Here is a 17,040-nt window from a genome sequence, read left to right on the forward strand (position 1 = left end):
GATTTCTGGTATTTCATCCGAAAAACCAATATTTAAGCCATTTTATTAGTCCGCAGAGGAGTTTTTTCTTAATATTGATTCCCAATTTTACCGAACAGTCCGATTAACGCTATGGTTTGAATTTTATAGATTCGATATTTTCTTATGAGAGCAATCCAACAAGAAATTAAAACCATTAGTAGCCCCCAAAAAATAGCGCATAAAGTCCTTAGCTTTTTGCTTTTTTTTATGCTATTCTCCTTTACAGGATTTTCCCAAAACGGAAGCATTAGCATTACTGGGCTAGAAGAGCAGGGGGAAACACTTACCTCTGTTATCATTGATCCAGATGGTGTTTCTGGGCCTGTTACCTATGTTTGGCAACGTACGAACTTCCTAGGATTTTTTACCATCAATATAGCCGGCGCCAATTCATTTCAGTATACCTTACAGGCCGCAGATGTAGGTAGGCGTGTGCGAGTTACCGCGGCCTATGTTGATGATTTGGGCGGAAATGAGTCTTTAGTATCGGCAGGCACAGGAACAATTCTTCCATTTAATACCCCCGGTACTGTTTCCATAGCCGGCCAGGCACTTCAAGGGGAGCAATTAATTGCGACGGTTAATGATGCTGACGGTATTAGTTCTCCTATTACTTATCAATGGCAAAGAAGTCCAGATGGTTCAAATGGATGGACTACCGTTGCCGGGCAAACCAATGCTTTTTACAATCTAAGCTTTCCGGATGTGGGAAACTTTATTCGTGTTGTTGTAAATTATACGGACGACAGACCCAATCCGGAAACGGCTACCTCCAATACTATTGGCCCTATTATTAGTTCAAATACGGTAGGAACCATAAGCTTTACAGGTTTAGAGATTCGAAGGGAAGTACTCTCTTCCAATATAACAGATCCCGATGGGGTGCCAGGTTCTGTGGCATACCAATGGGAAAGAAGTCCAAACGGAAGTACAGGTTGGTCTAATATTGGGGGGGCTAATTCAGAGGACTATACCCTGGTACAGGCCGATGTAGGAAATTTTGTAAGAGTTGGGGCGATCTATACAGATAATGATGGTAATCCCGAAAATATTGTCTCCAGTGCATCCGCAGAAATAGAACAGGCCTGTGATGCCGGAACTACTGCGCCAACCTTGGATCCAGGACGGATTACAGACTTTTGTGATACGATTAACCAGGATTTAGATGCTTATGTTACTAGTACAGCGCCGTCCGGAGCAGTACTTACCTGGAGTACCAATGATGATCCTTTACAAACAGGAGATCACCTTGGAAGCAGTATTGTAACATCAGAAGGGGACTATTATGGTTTTTATTACGACGCTGCCAATGGCTGTGCAAGCCCAGAAGTGGAGATAGAAATTGAATTAGATTTTAGTCCTAATCCGGGTATAACAACCAACGCTACGGCCTGTAGTGATGAAGATTTTGGGGAGTCTCGGGTATTTTTAGAGGATCAAATAGCTGGAGAAGATGATGGAGACTGGGAGTGGACCAGTGGTCCGGAAGAGATTGAACCGCAAGGAGGTCGGGACCGGGTAGATTTTGATGGTGCTGCAAATGGCACTTATATTTATACCTATACAACGGATACAGCGGATGGTGCTTGTGAGGATCAATCTGTAACCGTAGAGATTACCGTAGTACCATGTTGTGACGCCGGAGATTTAGCACCTCAAATAGACACCAATATTCCCGATGCATTTTGTGATGCCATTGATTCTGGCATAAGCTTAGATGATTATACAGATGGCAATACAGCCCCAGTAGGAACCATATTGATTTGGAGCAGAAATCCCGATCCTTTAGAGGTAAGTGGTCACTTAAATCAGGCTGAAAAAGACAATCCATCGGCAGGGACTTATTATACATTCTATTATGATGCTGCGAATTTATGCGCTAGTCCAACCAATACAGTTACCCTGACCGTAAACTTTACCCCGCTTATAACACTAACTGGAGGGGATATAATCTGTGGACCAGGACAGGCTACACTGACAGTTGAAGGAGAAATTCCGAATAGCGTTCAGACACCTAACTTTAATTGGTACGATTCGGCATCGAGTTCCGATGTGCTTTCTACATCCTCGACCTTTAATCCAGATGTTACAGACACTCGATCTTTTTGGGTTGAAGCAACAGCAAATGGGTGTACCTCTCCGAGGTCTCAGGTACAGGTAGTGGTAAACATAGAACCAAATCCGGGGATAACAACCAATGGTTCGGCTTGTAGCGATCCTATTGAAGGCCCTACGACAGCTGATCTTGATGATTTTATATCGGGGCAGGATCCAGGTGCCTGGACCATAAGTAATGATCCTTCCGGAGGAGGCGCAGTAATAGGGAGTGATAATATCGTGAACTTTGAAGGTCTGCCGGATGGAAATTATATTTTTAGTTATACCACCAACAATGCCGTGGCCCCTTGTACAGATCTTTCCTCAGAAGTAATCATCTTTGTAACGGATTGCAGAATAGATACAGACAATGACGGACTAACCAATGGACAAGAAGCTATAATTGGTACAGATCCCACAAATCCAGATACAGATGGGGACTCTTTTTTGGATGGTGAAGAAGTGGATAATGGTACGGATCCCTTAGACGCATGTGATCCCAATTTAACGCCCGACTGTAATCCAGATCCTATTGATTTGGAGATTCTTAAAACGGTAGATCCCGTCTCAGCGGCAACCGGAGAACAAATTACCTTTACCTTAACCGTCAACAACCTTTTGGAACGAAGAATTTTAGATATTGAAGTAGGAGATTTTATTCAAAGCGGATTTGAGTTTGTTTCTTCTATAACCAATTTAGGGGTTTATGACCCAGACACGGGCATTTGGACTATTGAAGAAATGCAAGGCACAGATACTGCCGTGTTAAATATTGATGTAATTATATTAGAAGAAGGAGATTATTCCAATACAGCAGAACTGTTAAGCTCTTTTCCAATAGATAATAATAGCAGCAACGATTCGGCTACCGTGACCGTAGAAGTGGATGTACCCGAGGGGGTAGATATTGCAATTGAGAAATCTGTGATAAGTGCAAGACCCCTGGCTGGAGATGAGGTTGTTTTTACCATATTGGCAACTAATCAGTCTCTGGAAAGTATTATGTCGAATATTGTAATAGAAGACAATTTATTAAATGGTGTCTTTGAATATCTGAGTCATATTGCCAGTACTGGAGACTATAATGATGCTACAGGAGAATGGACCATACCCACCTTAGCCTTAGGTGCGCAGGCCAGTCTGGAGATTACAGCGAGGGTGCCGTTGGTGGCAGGGACTTATACTAATACAACAAGGCTTATTAGTTCTTCCCCAATTGACGGGAATCCGGATAATAATGAAGCATCGGCAGAGGTGCTGGTTAATGAGAGAAGTACAGAAGAGTGCGGGTTTATTTTTAATCAGTTTTCACCCAATGGGGATGGCACGAATGACTTGCTTAAAATTAATTGTCTTGCAGACTACCCAGATAATTTTATACAAATCTATAATAGGTATGGAAATTTAATTCATGAGGCCAGGAGAATGGTAGACGGCGATACCTGGGATGGCACTAGAAATAATGAAGCGGTCCCCGACGGCACTTACTTCTATGTATTAGACTTGGGTGATGGTTCTGCAATAAGAAAAGGCTGGATTCAAATAATAAGATAATAACGATAATGACTTGTACATCAAGTAAATCAAAATCTCTAAGAGCCTTAACTTTTTTGGGCGTAGTTCTGTTTTGTTTTCATTGGAGTTTTTCTCAAAGAGAACCTCAGTATACGCAGTATATGTATAATATTGGGAGCTTTAATCCGGCTTATGTTGGTACCGTAGAGTCTATGGATATTTCTGCACTCTACCGAGCACAGTGGATAGATATAGATGGAGCACCACGGACTATTCGTGTCGGAACAAATATTCCTTTTGCCAATAAACGCAATGGAATGGGTTTTAACGTGGTTAACGATCAGTTAGGGCCAACAACAAGTACGTATGTGGATATTTCCTATTCTTACCAATTAAATATCTCGGAGAATACCAGACTTTCCTTTGGGATTGATGCCGGTGGTTCGTTTCTAAATGTGGACTTTTCTAAGGGAGATTTTGAGAATCCCGGGGAGCCAATTTTAGATAGAGGGACTATCAATGAATTCTATCCTATAATAGGTGCTGGACTTTTCTTATACGCCGACAATTGGTATCTTGGTGCCTCTGCACCAAATTTTTTAACCGATGGAATTTACAATGACGAGGTAGCCGCTATTGTTGATGATAAGCTGCAGTTTAATCTTATTGGTGGATATGTGTTTGATTTGTCAAGTAACCTTAAATTTAAACCTGCAGTATTGGTGAATTTAATTTCCGGAGCACCTGCAACAATTAACGGTTCTGCAAACTTCTTAATAAGTGATGTGTTTACCGTTGGTGCCTCCTATCGTGTAGACAATGCAGTAAGTGGCTTGGTAGGGTTTCAAATTTCCAATGGACTATTTGCCGGGTATTCCTATGATTATAATACCAATCCTTTAGGGGATTATAATAATGGTTCGCATGAAGTTATTCTGAAGTTCTATATAGGTAGGGGAAGTGGCCAAAATGGAAATAAAAATGATAATTTAAAAGGTAAGCCCAAGCAAATAGATTCCCCCAGGTTTTTCTAATTCTAGTTAAAATGAAGTATCGATCTTTATTATTTTTAATCGTTTTATGCGCTCAGACTATTCTTTTGGCGCAAGAGAATTGGTCTAAAGGGGATAAATACTTTTTTGAATATAACTATATCAGTGCTATTTCGGAATACAATAAAGAAAACATAAAAGAACCTTTAAGCAGGCAAAAGAGGTTAAATTTAGCTACTTCTTATTTGCACGTAGAAAAGTATAAAAGTGCTACGGATACTTATTTAGCATTGTATAAAGAGAACGATTCCATTTCGCCTTTTCACTTTAACAATATGCTGAACGCCATGTCTAGGACCTCCGGACAAGATAGGGTGCGTGCATTTCTTTCTACCAAATCGGATGTTCTGTCTCCAGAATTATTAGAAAATGCTGAATTTAATTATGAATTACAAAGTTCCGCAAGTGCTGGGGATCTTAACTATGAGATTTTTAATATCAATTCTAATGGTAGTTCGGCAGATTTTTCTCCATCCTTTTACAAGGATGACAGATTACTGTTTACAAGCTCTAGGCGTATAGACCCTAATAAGAAGAGAGGAAAGGCGAATGAAGAGTATTTGAATATTTTTGTGTCAAGAATTGGCAGTGATTATCAGATTCTTAATCCCAATCCTTTTACTAAAATTCCTAGTTCCGAATACCACCAGGCTACGCCGTATTATTCGGAACAAATGAATACGGTTTTCTTTGTTACCTCAAACGCAGAAGAAGGAGCTTTGGCCTTTGATGAAAATGGCAAGAATAGCTTGGCCATTATGAAAACTGCCTCTAACGGGGATTCGCAATTTATTCTTAGAGACCTAAGCACTTCTTTTTATTACCCGCATTACGACGCGTCGAATGCCAGACTGTATTTTGCTGCAAATTTCCCCTCGGGCTATGGCGGAACAGACCTTTATTACGTAAATACTAATGAAGGAAAGATAATGTCGGCTCCTATAAATTTAGGGCCTCGGATTAATACCCCAGGTAATGAAGTTTCTCCGTTCGTATATGAAAATAGCTTTTACTTCGCTTCCGATGTCTTTTATGGTTTGGGAGGAATGGATATATATAAGTCTGAAGTACAGGTAGATGGATCTTTTAGTACGCCAATTAATCTAGGCAAAGGTTTAAATTCTGAAAAGGACGATTTTGGATTTATAATGAAAGATAATTTAACGGCAGGGAAAGGAATGGTAGGATATTTCTCTTCCGATAGAATAGAAGGAAAAGGTGGGGACGATATATATGGCTTTTTGGTAGATGAAAAACCGGGAATAAAAACTTTGGTGGTTTCTGGATCTATTACCAACACTACCTCTAAAGCAGTCATAGATAAAGCTTTGGTTAAGCTCATAGATCTCAATGATGAAGTCTTAAAAGAAGCTTATACTAAAGAGGATGGAACTTATAGACTAGAAATTCCATGGCGAGATTCGATTTATGTAGAGATTTCCAAAGAACGATATGCCCCGATAAAAGAACTATATGCTTCTGGAAAGGCAGAGGGTAGCGCTTGGAATAAGGGAATTCTGTTGATTGATGATTTAGTTGAAGAGCGTGAGGATCAGACGGTCTTAAAAATGGAACCTTTTTATTTTGGCAAAGGAAAGTATCAGATTACTCCAGAAATAGCCACCGAGTTAAATAAGGCCATTAATGCTATTACGAGTTTTCCTGACATTCAATTGAGAATAGAATCGCATACTGATAGCCGGGGTGGAGGAGCAACCAATTTTAGGTTGTCACAGAGACGGGCTGAGGCTATTAGAGATTATTTGCTAGACCATGGGGTCTCCTCCTCAAACATCCTTTATACCGTAGGTTATGGGGAAGATAAAATACTTAATAACTGCACCAATGGGGTATTTTGCCTGGAACAATTTCACAACAAGAACGAGAGACAATTATTGGTTGTTTTAAACTACGAGTTGCTGTTTTAAATAATTTTGAATTTTTGTCTATTACTTAAATACTTGGATTTCTTCCAAAAGAGACTTTCGTTTGTGAAAAACTATAAAAACTTTCCTCCTCTTTCTTTTTAGTATTCAGTATTAGTTATATTTAGAAAAATTAATTCTTAGAATGAAGTCAGTATCTAATGCGAAAAAATATTGGAAAATGAACCTTCGCTACGTGACGGTTCTATTGTCTATTTGGTTCCTTGTTTCTTATGTTTTCGGAATATTGCTAAAAGAAGAGCTCGATGCTTTTCATCTCGGTGGTTTTAAACTGGGTTTTTGGTTTGCTCAGCAAGGATCTATCTATGTTTTCGTAGTTCTCATTTTTATCTACGTTCGTCTCATGAATAGCCTGGACAAAAAGTTTGGATTTGATAAGAATTAAAATCACCTAAGACCTGCTAAATTATGGATGTTCAATCATGGACACTTGCTCTTGTAATACTTACATTTTCTATTTATATAGGAATAGCTATCTGGTCTAGGGCCGGATCTACAAAAGAATTTTATGTAGCCGGGGGTGGTGTGCCTGCCTTGGCAAATGGACTCGCTACAGCCGCAGATTGGATGTCTGCTGCTTCTTTTTTAGGGATGGCGGGTCTTATATCTTATACCGGATATGACGGTTCGGTTTACCTTATGGGATGGACCGGTGGTTATGTCTTATTAGCACTTTTATTAGCACCCTATTTAAGAAAATTTGGCCAATTTACCGTGCCAGATTTTATTGGAGATAGATATTACTCTAATGTTGCTAGAACGGTGGCTGTTATTTGTGCTTTATTAGTGTCTTTTACCTATGTGGCCGGCCAAATGAGAGGTGTGGGCCTGGTTTTTTCCCGTTTTTTAGAAGTACCCATAAATACAGGGGTAATCATTGGAATGATTATCGTCTTATTTTATGCCGTTTTAGGAGGCATGAAGGGTATTACCTATACCCAGGTAGCACAGTATTGTGTTTTGATATTCGCCTTTATGGTACCCGCTATTTTTATTTCTATACAAATGACAGGTAGCCCAATACCCCAAATAGGAATGGGCTCGGAGGTTGTTGGCGAAGGGGTATATTTACTAGATAAGTTAGACGGACTTTCAGCCGAATTAGGATTTGATTCTTATACCGATGGTTCCAAACCACTGATAGATATCTTCTTTATTACGGCAGCGCTTATGGTAGGCACTGCAGGCCTGCCTCATGTTATCGTCAGGTTTTTTACAGTGCCTAACGTTAGAGACGCTAGAAAGTCTGCGGGTTATGCTCTTTTATTTATAGCCATATTATATACTACGGCACCTGCAATAGCCGTATTCGCACGTACAAATTTAATTGAAACCGTAAGCGACCAACCGTATGAGGATATGCCTTCATGGTTTTCTAAATGGGAGGCTACTGGTCTGGTTGTTTTTGAGGATAAGAATCAGGATGGCCTAATTCAATATGTTGCCGATAAGAATGCTAACGAATTAACCGTAGATCCCGATATCACGGTTCTGGCTAATCCTGAAATTGCAAACTTGCCTAATTGGGTGATTGCACTGGTGGCGGCCGGAGGATTGGCGGCTGCCTTGTCTACAGCAGCCGGACTTCTTTTGGTAATTTCAACCTCAGTGTCCCATGATTTAATTAAAAAGCAATTTAGACCTGATATTTCAGATAGAGCCGAATTACTAATCGCCAGAATGTCTGCTGTGGTTGCTGTTTGTATAGCGGGGTATTTTGGTATAAATCCTCCTGACTTTGTAGCCGCCACCGTGGCATTAGCCTTTGGTCTGGCAGCAGCTTCGTTTTTCCCGGCCATCGTAATGGGAATCTTTTACAAAAAAATGAATAAAGAAGGTGCTATCGCCGGAATGGTCGTCGGTATATTACTAATGATGTATTACATGCTCAGGTTTAAGTTTGATATGTTCGAAGGAGGAGGAAAGGACGGTTGGTGGTTCGGAATATCTCCCGAAGGATTTGGTACTGTGGCTATGTTGATTAACTTTATAGTTTCGATAATAATTTCTTATTTTACTCCAGATCCTCCTGATGAGGTACAGGAAATTGTTGAGAGGATTCGAATTCCTAGTGGTGTAAAAGAAGCGAATATCCATTAATTTAAATTTATGAGTAATTACCATATTAAACACCTAGAAGAATATTTTCAGGTATATAGAAAATCTGTGCAACGCCCAGAAACATTTTGGGAAGAAATAGCTGAAGAACATTTTGTTTGGCGAAAAAGATGGAATAAAGTCTTGGATTGGGATTTTAAAAAACCAGAGATTAAATGGTTTGAGGGCGCGGAATTGAACATTACAGAGAATTGTATAGATCGTCATTTGCCTACCAGAAAGAATAAGACTGCCATTATTTTTGAACCAAATAATCCGGAGGAGCCCGCGCAACATATTACTTATGGTAAACTTCACGAGAAGGTATGCCGGATGGCTAATGTTCTCAAAGAACAGGGTGTAAAAAAAGGAGATAGGGTATGTATTTATCTGCCAATGATTCCGGAACTGGCTTATGCAGTATTGGCCTGTGCCAGAATTGGTGCCATACATTCGGTTGTTTTTGCAGGTTTTTCTTCAAACGCCTTGGCTGCCAGAATAAATGATTGTGAATGTAATATGATTATAACTTCCGACGGTTCCTATAGAGGGAAGAAAGTTTTGGATTTGAAGAAAATCGTGGATGTTGCCCTAAAGACTTGCCCGGGTATAAAAAAGGTTCTTGTTGCCAAAAGAACGGGAAACAAGATAAGTATGAAAAAGGACAGGGATTTATGGTTGCAACCTTTACTGGATAATGCCTATGCTGATTTTGATGCGGAGAGAATGGCGGCAGAAGACCCCCTTTTTATTCTGTACACCTCAGGTTCTACGGGAAAACCTAAGGGGATGGTACATACCTGTGCAGGTTATATGGTCTACACGGCTTATACCTTTAAAAATATTTTTCAATATAAAGATGGAGATGTTTATTGGTGTACTGCTGATATTGGTTGGATAACCGGTCACTCTTATATTATATATGGGCCTTTAGCTAATGGAGCTACAACCCTTATGTTTGAAGGTGTTCCTTCGTATCCCGATTATGGGAGGTTTTGGGAAGTGGTTCAGAAACATAAGGTAAACCAGTTCTATACGGCACCAACTGCAATTCGAGCTTTGGCTAAGGAAAACTTAGACTATGTGGAGAAGTATGATTTATCTTCTTTGCGTGTTCTGGGCTCTGTTGGCGAGCCAATAAACGAGGAAGCTTGGCATTGGTATAACAACAATGTTGGGAAAGGGAAAAGTCCAATTGTGGATACCTGGTGGCAAACAGAAACAGGTGGTATAATGATTTCTCCAATACCATTTGTAACGCCAACTACCCCCACCTACGCTACCTTACCATTTATAGGGATTCAGCCGGCTCTTATGAATGAAGAAGGCAAAGAAATTAGTGGGGTACAAGTAGACGGAAGACTTTGTATTAAGTTTCCATGGCCATCTATGGCACGAACTATATGGGGGAATCACGATCGTTATAGAGACACCTATTTTACGGCCTACGAAGATAAGTACTTTACAGGGGATGGAGCATTGAGAGACGCCGTTGGTTATTATAGGATTACGGGAAGAGTTGATGATGTTATTATAGTTTCCGGGCATAATTTAGGAACTGCCCCAATAGAGGATTCCATTAATGAACATCCGGCGGTAGCAGAGTCTGCCATAGTCGGTTTTCCCCACGATGTGAAAGGTAATGCCTTATATGGTTTTGTAATCCTTAAGGAAGTTGGAGAAGTAAGGGACAGGGATAACCTGAGAAAAGAGATAAATCAGCAAATAACAGAGCAAATAGGTCCTATAGCCAAACTAGATAAAATTCAGTTTGTTTCAGGACTGCCCAAAACACGCAGCGGAAAAATAATGAGACGTATTTTAAGGAAAATCGCATCTAAAGACACCTCCAATATGGGCGATATTAGTACGCTTTTAAACCCGGAAGTGGTAGAGGAGATTCACAAGAATTCTCTATAGGTAACTTAGATTTATACCCATAACATCCAACAGTAATAGATAGCGAAAAAGGATAGAAATAGCATTCCGGCGTAGGTTAACAGGCGCATTCCGGCCCGAGGTCTAAATTGTTTGGGCAAGTCATGGCTCATTACATTTTTTAAGTTCATATATCCAACGATAGGGGCAAAAACAAAGGATATAAAGGTTGCCAAGGCTACTAAAAATCCCATGTTAGCGCCAAAAACACTTATTACGGCAAAATTAATCGTCGCTAATACAACTACGGCCAATGCATAGTACTTTTTATTGTTAAGTGTCTTTTTCTTGTTGGATAGATGCCCTATAATATCTATACTTACTCTTGAAATAGCATCATGGGCAGTCATGCAGGTGCTAAACATAGTGGCAAAAGCCGAAATGGCTATAAAAACATATGCCCATTGTCCGATGTGGGTGGTAAATAGATTTACAACCTGATCTGCGAAGACCGTGGCGTTGCTGCTTAATTCTGTCTGGGTTCCATATAGTGTTAACCATCCTATGATTAAAAAAAATACGGCTAGAACCGCGGTCATAACATATCCGGAATTAAATTCTTGAAGCGCTTCTCGGAGGGTAGGTTTGCTTTTTTCTAGTTTATATTTTTCTAGACTCCACAGACTTAACCAACTCGAAGCTTCAACAGCCGTAGGCATCCACCCAATTAAACCAATTAAAAATAGTATACTCGCTTCATTAAATATTGCCGGAGCTCTAAATTCATTTACTTTCTCAACAGGACCCTTAAAAATTACTAACAGTGTAGTTACGAAAAGGGCAATAAATAAAATTGAAATAATATATTTCAAAGAAATTTCTAAAAACCTATAGCGGCCAATAATAAGTAAAGTGCTTATCAGAAAGAAAAGAATTAATGCCGTGATCCCTATGGAAGCTTCTTTAAAGTCGAATAAATTAATAAACAGACCCGCCGTCACTACATAAAGAGCAGCCAGTATGGTAAAAGTTGTAACGAGTGTAATAAATGCATAAAGCCATAAATAGGTCTTCCCGCGTCTTAAATAGCCTTCGATAAGAGATTTATTGGTCACGTTGGTATAACGGATACCATATTCAAAAAAAGGATATTTAAAGAAGTTTGCTAAAATTATGGGAATCACCATAACCCAGCCGTATTGTGCTCCTGCTTTAGTGGAGAGAACAAGGTGAGAAGTGCCAATGGCCATGCTTGCAAATAATAGACCAGGACCTAAGTTTTTTAACAAAATTTTAATTTTTGAATTGACCATTCTCAAAACTAATTGTATGAATTATTTTATTTCTACTCTTTCGCCGTAAAAACGAGGTTGTGTATTCAGAATAAGGTCAATAAAAACCTTTACTCTGGCAAAGTATTCTCGAAATTGCACTTTTATGCCTTCTTTTCCTGAAATTCCCTTTGCGTTAAAGCCAATCGCTTTTAATCGTTTTTTATCAGCGAGATAAATAGCTCTTTCGTTGTGAAATTCCTGAGATATTACCGTTACCCTTTCAAGTCCGAAGATGTATTTTGCTCTTACCATAGAATCTAAAGTTCTAAATCCTGCGTAGTCAAGGAATATTTTTTCCGCTGGAATTCCGCCATTTATTAGATCTTTTTTTATGGTGTTTGGTTCATTATAATAAATACTTCCATTGTCTCCACTTACCAGCACAAAACTTATTTTACCCGCACTGTAAAGGGCTATGGTAGCTTGTATTCTGTTAGTATAATAAGGATTTGCACCTCCATCTACCAACATTTTCGCAGTGCCAAGAACCAAGCCAACTTTGTTCGTGGGAATCTTACTAACCTCATTGTAGGTCTTACCTTTTACAGACTGGGTAATGGTTAAATTTGCCAAAACAAGAATGAATAAAAACGGAACAATAATCAAGGCAAAGAGCGTAAAATATTTGTTCTTGAAAATACGAGTCATAGCTGTTTTGAAATTATTAGAGAAAGATACTACTAAATTTAATAGGCGTAAAAAAGGATTTTTACTGTATAAATAAAGAAAAACTGCTGCTCGGTTTTAACGAAAAGTGTTTTGTGTATCAAATTTTAGTAAACATTGTAAATGAAGTTCTGGAATTAAGGTATTTTTCCGTACTTCGTAAAAACCGGAAAAGATTATGACCTTATTTATTGATATGGATGAAGTGCTGGCCGATACCTACGGTGCTCATATTAGATTTTATAACGACGTTTATAATGAATCGCTCTCTAAAAAAGATTGTTTGGGTGGAGAAGTTTGGCAAAGTGTGCCAAAAGAAAGACAAAGCAGTATACATGAACACTGTTATGAAAAGGGCTTCTTTCGCAATTTGAAACCTATTGAAAATAGTATCGAGGTTGTGCGAGAATTGGATAAATATTATAACATTTATATAGCCTCTGCCGCAATGCAGTTCCCTAATTCTTTAGAAGAGAAACACTATTGGTTAGAAGAGTATTTTCCTTTTATTCCCTGGCAACAAAGGATATTATGTGGAAATAAACATATACTTAAGGGAGACATATTAATAGACGACAGAAAGTATAATCTAGAAAGTTTTGAGGGCAGATCTCTTCTGTTTACCTCTCCTCACAATGTAAATACCAATGGTTTTGAACGAGTAAATACTTGGGGAGATGTAGCTTCCTTGCTCCTTTAGTAGGGTTAATTATATTTTACAAAATAACGCTAGATAATTTTACACTTCCTAAGATGCAGGAATTAAGTTTTAGTTTTTGACTTTTTCTTTCCTTTCTTTTTGCTTTTTGCTTTTTGCTTTTTGCGAATTTGAACTGCTAGTTGGTGAAGGTTTTGCTAGTGGATTAATAGAGTTTATAAGCCCAGATTGAATACCTTTCCATAGGAAGTTTCCGAGTCCTTTATATTTAACACGTTCAAACTTCATACTGGCAATAAATACCTTTCCATTATTACCAGGATTAGATTTAGGGACTACGGCATTCGCAAGCCAGGAAAGTGTTTTGGCTTGGGACTGGTCTTCTTTGTAAAGATCAACTTCCAGTTCTTTGTATAACATGGTAAATTCTCCTTCCAGCTTTTCATCATTTCCTTGGGCACTCCATTTAATGCCGTTTAAGACACCTCCCTCTATTTTTATATTCAACGCTTTAAAAACTACAGAATTGAATTTATTGAAATTTACCCCTTTGTTTGAATGACCTGTAAACGTGAAGGCATTGTTATAGGAATTATAGGGCATATTTATTTTAGTTTCAATAGGTAATTCGCCTGAGAGAAGGGTATTTATAGATATCTCTAATGCTTTGTTTTTTAAGGTAGTATCCTTTAAGGAAGTAACATTACTAATGTTTATATTAAGATCTGTTAGATTTAAGTCTAATAGGTCTTTGGGTGCTTTGTCCTGTTCGGAATAATTGAGGGTAGAATTCTTGATGTCGATGGACTGAATCAGCATAGGAAAATTCAAATTTTGCAAGGATTCCTGTGGTAGATTCTTTACTTTTTTAGTGTTAAATGGCTTGCTTTTATCTTTAGTTATTTCGGCCGTTAACTGCTCTATTATTATTTGGTCAATGATAAGAATTCCGGAATGAATTAAAGGATTCAGATTAAAACCATTAATATTCATTTTTTGCATTTCTAGTTTGTATACTTCAGACGTATATTTGGAAGCGCTCATGATTTGAGTATTTTCCACCATAGGACTGAAAGCAAATCCGTCTATCTCAATACTTTGTTTGCTATGGTCATATACTAAGTTGTCTAAATTTACAGAGTAGAAGTCTGCATTTAAATCGATTGTTTGCTTTTGTAGTTTAAAAAGAAGCTTTTCGGTATTAAAGTAAAAGTAGTTGGGGTTTTTTTCTGATGGTTCCAGGTCAATCCCATCAATCGTCATGTCTTTACCGGTATATTGCAAAATGGTGTCTTTGCTCACCACATCTAAAATCTGTAATTCGTAGTCAACTATATTAAACTCGGACAGGCTTATTTCTTTTGTTTTTCTAATTTGAATAGAATCTAAATAGAAATTCGATTTACTTGTACCTGGAACGGAATCTGTTTTATAATTTTCAGGGTGTTTTAATATTTTAAAAGTAGGTTTGTTGATCTGAATGTTTCGTATGTTCAGATGATTATTAAGAAGTAAATCAATGATTCCTATTCCTTTAAATGATACCTGATCTACGCTTAATTCTTTTAAAGTAGGTTCCGGAGCTTCCCCATTATTAAAAGCTTCAAGATAGGCGTCACTAGGTTTAATTTTAAAGTCTTTTAAAACAATAGAACCTCCCAAAAGGCGTATATCTAGACTTCCAGCCTGATAGATATATTCATTTTTAGCATTTAATACTTCTAATTCAGATTTTAGGTAGTTTTTTGCTGCTTTGTTAAGAAATGAATGGCCAAAAATGCCAATAATCAAAAGAATAATTCCTATTCCTAAAAGAAAACCCAAAAGTTTTTTATTCTTCATAGAGATGGTTGTCTAATACAACTGTAGCCATAGCGCAATGCAATATTGTTGCTCTTTTAGTACACTGGTATTACCTTTAAATGTAAGAAATGTTTTCTAAAGTCTGTATGAGGCCAAAAAAAGTCCAACGATTAAGTTGGACTTTTACTCATAGATTGACGTGATTTTAATCGACCTTTTTGAAGCCTCCTTCTTTAAAGCGATAGCGGATCATGAATCCCCAATTGCTTGAAATAAAATCAAAATCATTGGTTACCGCAAAACCGGGTCTCCAGTCTAAGCCTATGGTAATCGGAAACTCAAAGGCATATTCCACTCCAAAATTCCCCGCTACGTTAAAGTCAAAGTCGTTTTCGAAAAAGAATTCCGGACCAACTCCTGGATAGAATTTAAGTCCTGTTGGGCCATCGGCCAATGCAAACATCCAGTCAAAATAAGTACCTACTCCAAATCTGTCGAGATAAACAGTAGGATGAAGTCTTGGTTCAATTCCCAATGGGATGGTTCCGTCAATACCGGTGTTGTCTCCAATTCTAACACCTACTTCATAGGTTGCCGCCTGTGCTTTAAGACTCTCGGCACTTAAAAACAGGCAAATAAATGCAAGGCTGGTAAATAATAGTTTTTTCATAAGTTAAATGTTTAGTGGTATTACCTTAGTTAAATCGTTTACTGGAATCTCTTTCAGTAAAAAATAGTAAAACAAAAATAATTAATTCCTTTCAAGAGAAAGAGAATTAAGGTAATTCTTTCTTATTGGGCAAGGAATTCTTTGGACTTTGAATTAACACAAACAACTTATCCGAATAAACTGCAAAAAACTGTTTATTGTGGTTTAATATAGTTTTGTAGTTCATTAATTTTTTCAGGCGTATTGAAATTTCCGCCATAATAACAACTAACGGTGGATGAAGTATCGTCCTTAATACCCCTCGATGAGACACACAGATGTTTCGCTTCAATGATTACAGCAACATCTTCGGTTTCCAGTGTTTCTTGAAGATCCCTTGCAATTTGGTTTGTTAACCGTTCTTGTACCTGAGGACGTTTCGCATAAAACTGCACCAACCGATTTAATTTAGACAAGCCAATTACTTTACCGGAAGAGATATAGGCTACATGTGCTTTTCCAATTATCGGCACAAAGTGGTGTTCACAATTTGAGTAAAATGTTATATCCTTTTCTACTAACATGTGATTATAGCGATACTTATTCTCGAAGAGGGCAATCTTAGGGCGATTTTCAGGATTAAGGCCCGAAAATATTTCTTCAATATACATTTTAGCAACTCTTTGAGGAGTTCCCTTTAAAGAATCATCCGTTAGGTCTAATCCCATCACGTCCATAATTTCTCTAAATAGTATGGCAATATGTTCCTTTTTTTGTTTGTCGGTTAGAGCAAAAGCATCTTTTTTCATTGGGGTTTCTATTCCAGTATAAAGATGATCATCTCCTATTTCCTCTGTGTTAAAGCCATTAAGTAGTTTATTAGGTTTTAATAAATTTTCAATTAAGGTGTTTTGGTCTTTCATTCTATAAGTGTTTTTTGTGTATTATGCTATAATCTTGAAATTATCTAGAGTAAAACTATTAATATTGTTTAATAAATAATGTTAAAGAATAAACAAAATTTTATTTTATTAAAATTATATTGCGGATTTAGTATTTAATTTAGGGAGATATTTGCAAGAACTCATGTTTTTAAAATGTTCAAGTAATTAATTTATATAATTAAACAGAATATTATTTTGGTACTAAGGTGATAATCTGATTCGTAAAAAATTGCAACATCTATTATTGGCGTCTTTTTTTGGAGAGATTTAAATGCTAAGGTGGATATAAGGATTCTCAAACAATGACATGAAGAAAGGCAATATGACTTTTATATATCAAGAGAGGTTGTAGCCTGAGAAATGAAGCTCAAACGGCTACA

At 37.8% G+C, this 17,040-nt stretch carries 12 protein-coding genes; 7 read left to right on the forward strand and 5 right to left on the reverse strand.

Annotation, left to right across the window (positions count from 1 at the left end; genetic code table 11):
• Nucleotides 1–144 precede the first annotated feature (144 nt).
• From PXG98_RS05975 to acs, 6 genes are all read left to right on the forward strand, one after another.
• Entirely contained in the window at nt 145–3,672 is a 3,528-nt protein-coding gene (locus tag PXG98_RS05975; RefSeq protein ID WP_276389574.1) for a T9SS type B sorting domain-containing protein, read from the forward strand.
• An 8-nt stretch (nt 3,673–3,680) separates the two neighbouring features.
• Nucleotides 3,681–4,667: a PorP/SprF family type IX secretion system membrane protein gene (locus PXG98_RS05980; RefSeq protein WP_276389576.1), complete on the forward strand. Its 987-nt coding sequence runs from the start codon at nt 3,681–3,683 to the stop codon at nt 4,665–4,667.
• Between the two features lie 11 nt (nt 4,668–4,678).
• A complete protein-coding gene (locus tag PXG98_RS05985; RefSeq protein ID WP_276389578.1) occupies nt 4,679–6,613 on the forward strand; it encodes an OmpA family protein in 1,935 nt (644 codons plus the stop codon).
• A gap of 142 nt (nt 6,614–6,755) precedes the next feature.
• Complete coding sequence (locus PXG98_RS05990; RefSeq protein ID WP_276389580.1) at nt 6,756–7,016, forward strand: DUF4212 domain-containing protein; 261 nt, start codon at nt 6,756–6,758, stop codon at nt 7,014–7,016.
• 23 nt (nt 7,017–7,039) lie between these two features.
• The gene (locus PXG98_RS05995; protein ID WP_276389582.1) at nt 7,040–8,731 is read left to right on the forward strand and encodes a sodium:solute symporter family protein; all 1,692 of its coding nucleotides are present in this window, start codon (nt 7,040–7,042) and stop codon (nt 8,729–8,731) included.
• A gap of 9 nt (nt 8,732–8,740) precedes the next feature.
• Complete coding sequence (gene acs, locus PXG98_RS06000) at nt 8,741–10,648, forward strand: acetate--CoA ligase (protein ID WP_276389584.1); 1,908 nt, start codon at nt 8,741–8,743, stop codon at nt 10,646–10,648.
• An 11-nt stretch (nt 10,649–10,659) separates the two neighbouring features.
• Here acs and PXG98_RS06005 read toward each other — a convergent pair whose 3' ends face one another.
• Both PXG98_RS06005 and PXG98_RS06010 read right to left on the reverse strand, forming a co-directional pair.
• Nucleotides 10,660–11,919, reverse strand: coding sequence for an NRAMP family divalent metal transporter (locus tag PXG98_RS06005; RefSeq protein WP_276389585.1), 1,260 nt, complete (start codon nt 11,917–11,919; stop codon nt 10,660–10,662).
• Between the two features lie 21 nt (nt 11,920–11,940).
• Nucleotides 11,941–12,588: a SanA/YdcF family protein gene (locus PXG98_RS06010; protein WP_276389586.1), complete on the reverse strand. Its 648-nt coding sequence runs from the start codon at nt 12,586–12,588 to the stop codon at nt 11,941–11,943.
• A gap of 196 nt (nt 12,589–12,784) precedes the next feature.
• Between PXG98_RS06010 and PXG98_RS06015 the strand changes: the two genes are divergently transcribed.
• Nucleotides 12,785–13,306 (forward strand): 5' nucleotidase, NT5C type, encoded by a 522-nt coding sequence (locus tag PXG98_RS06015; RefSeq protein ID WP_276389588.1) that lies wholly within the window; start codon nt 12,785–12,787, stop codon nt 13,304–13,306.
• Between the two features lie 69 nt (nt 13,307–13,375).
• Here the strand turns inward: PXG98_RS06015 and PXG98_RS06020 are convergent, their stop codons facing one another.
• The 3 genes from PXG98_RS06020 to folE all read right to left on the reverse strand — a co-directional run bounded on the left by PXG98_RS06020 (nt 13,376) and on the right by folE (nt 16,639).
• Nucleotides 13,376–15,106 carry a hypothetical protein gene (locus tag PXG98_RS06020; protein ID WP_276389590.1) on the reverse strand — a complete coding sequence of 577 codons (1,731 nt, stop codon included), beginning with the start codon at nt 15,104–15,106 and terminating at the stop codon, nt 13,376–13,378.
• A gap of 166 nt (nt 15,107–15,272) precedes the next feature.
• On the reverse strand, nt 15,273–15,737 hold the full coding sequence (locus tag PXG98_RS06025) for a hypothetical protein (RefSeq protein WP_276389592.1): 465 nt from the start codon (nt 15,735–15,737) through the stop codon (nt 15,273–15,275).
• 194 nt (nt 15,738–15,931) lie between these two features.
• Entirely contained in the window at nt 15,932–16,639 is a 708-nt protein-coding gene (gene folE / locus PXG98_RS06030) for a GTP cyclohydrolase I FolE (protein WP_276389594.1), read from the reverse strand.
• Between the last annotated feature and the right edge of the window lie 401 nt (nt 16,640–17,040).

Origin of the sequence: Eudoraea chungangensis, from assembly GCF_029360665.1 — a bacterium.
Classification (GTDB): Bacteria; Bacteroidota; Bacteroidia; order Flavobacteriales; family Flavobacteriaceae; genus Eudoraea; species Eudoraea chungangensis.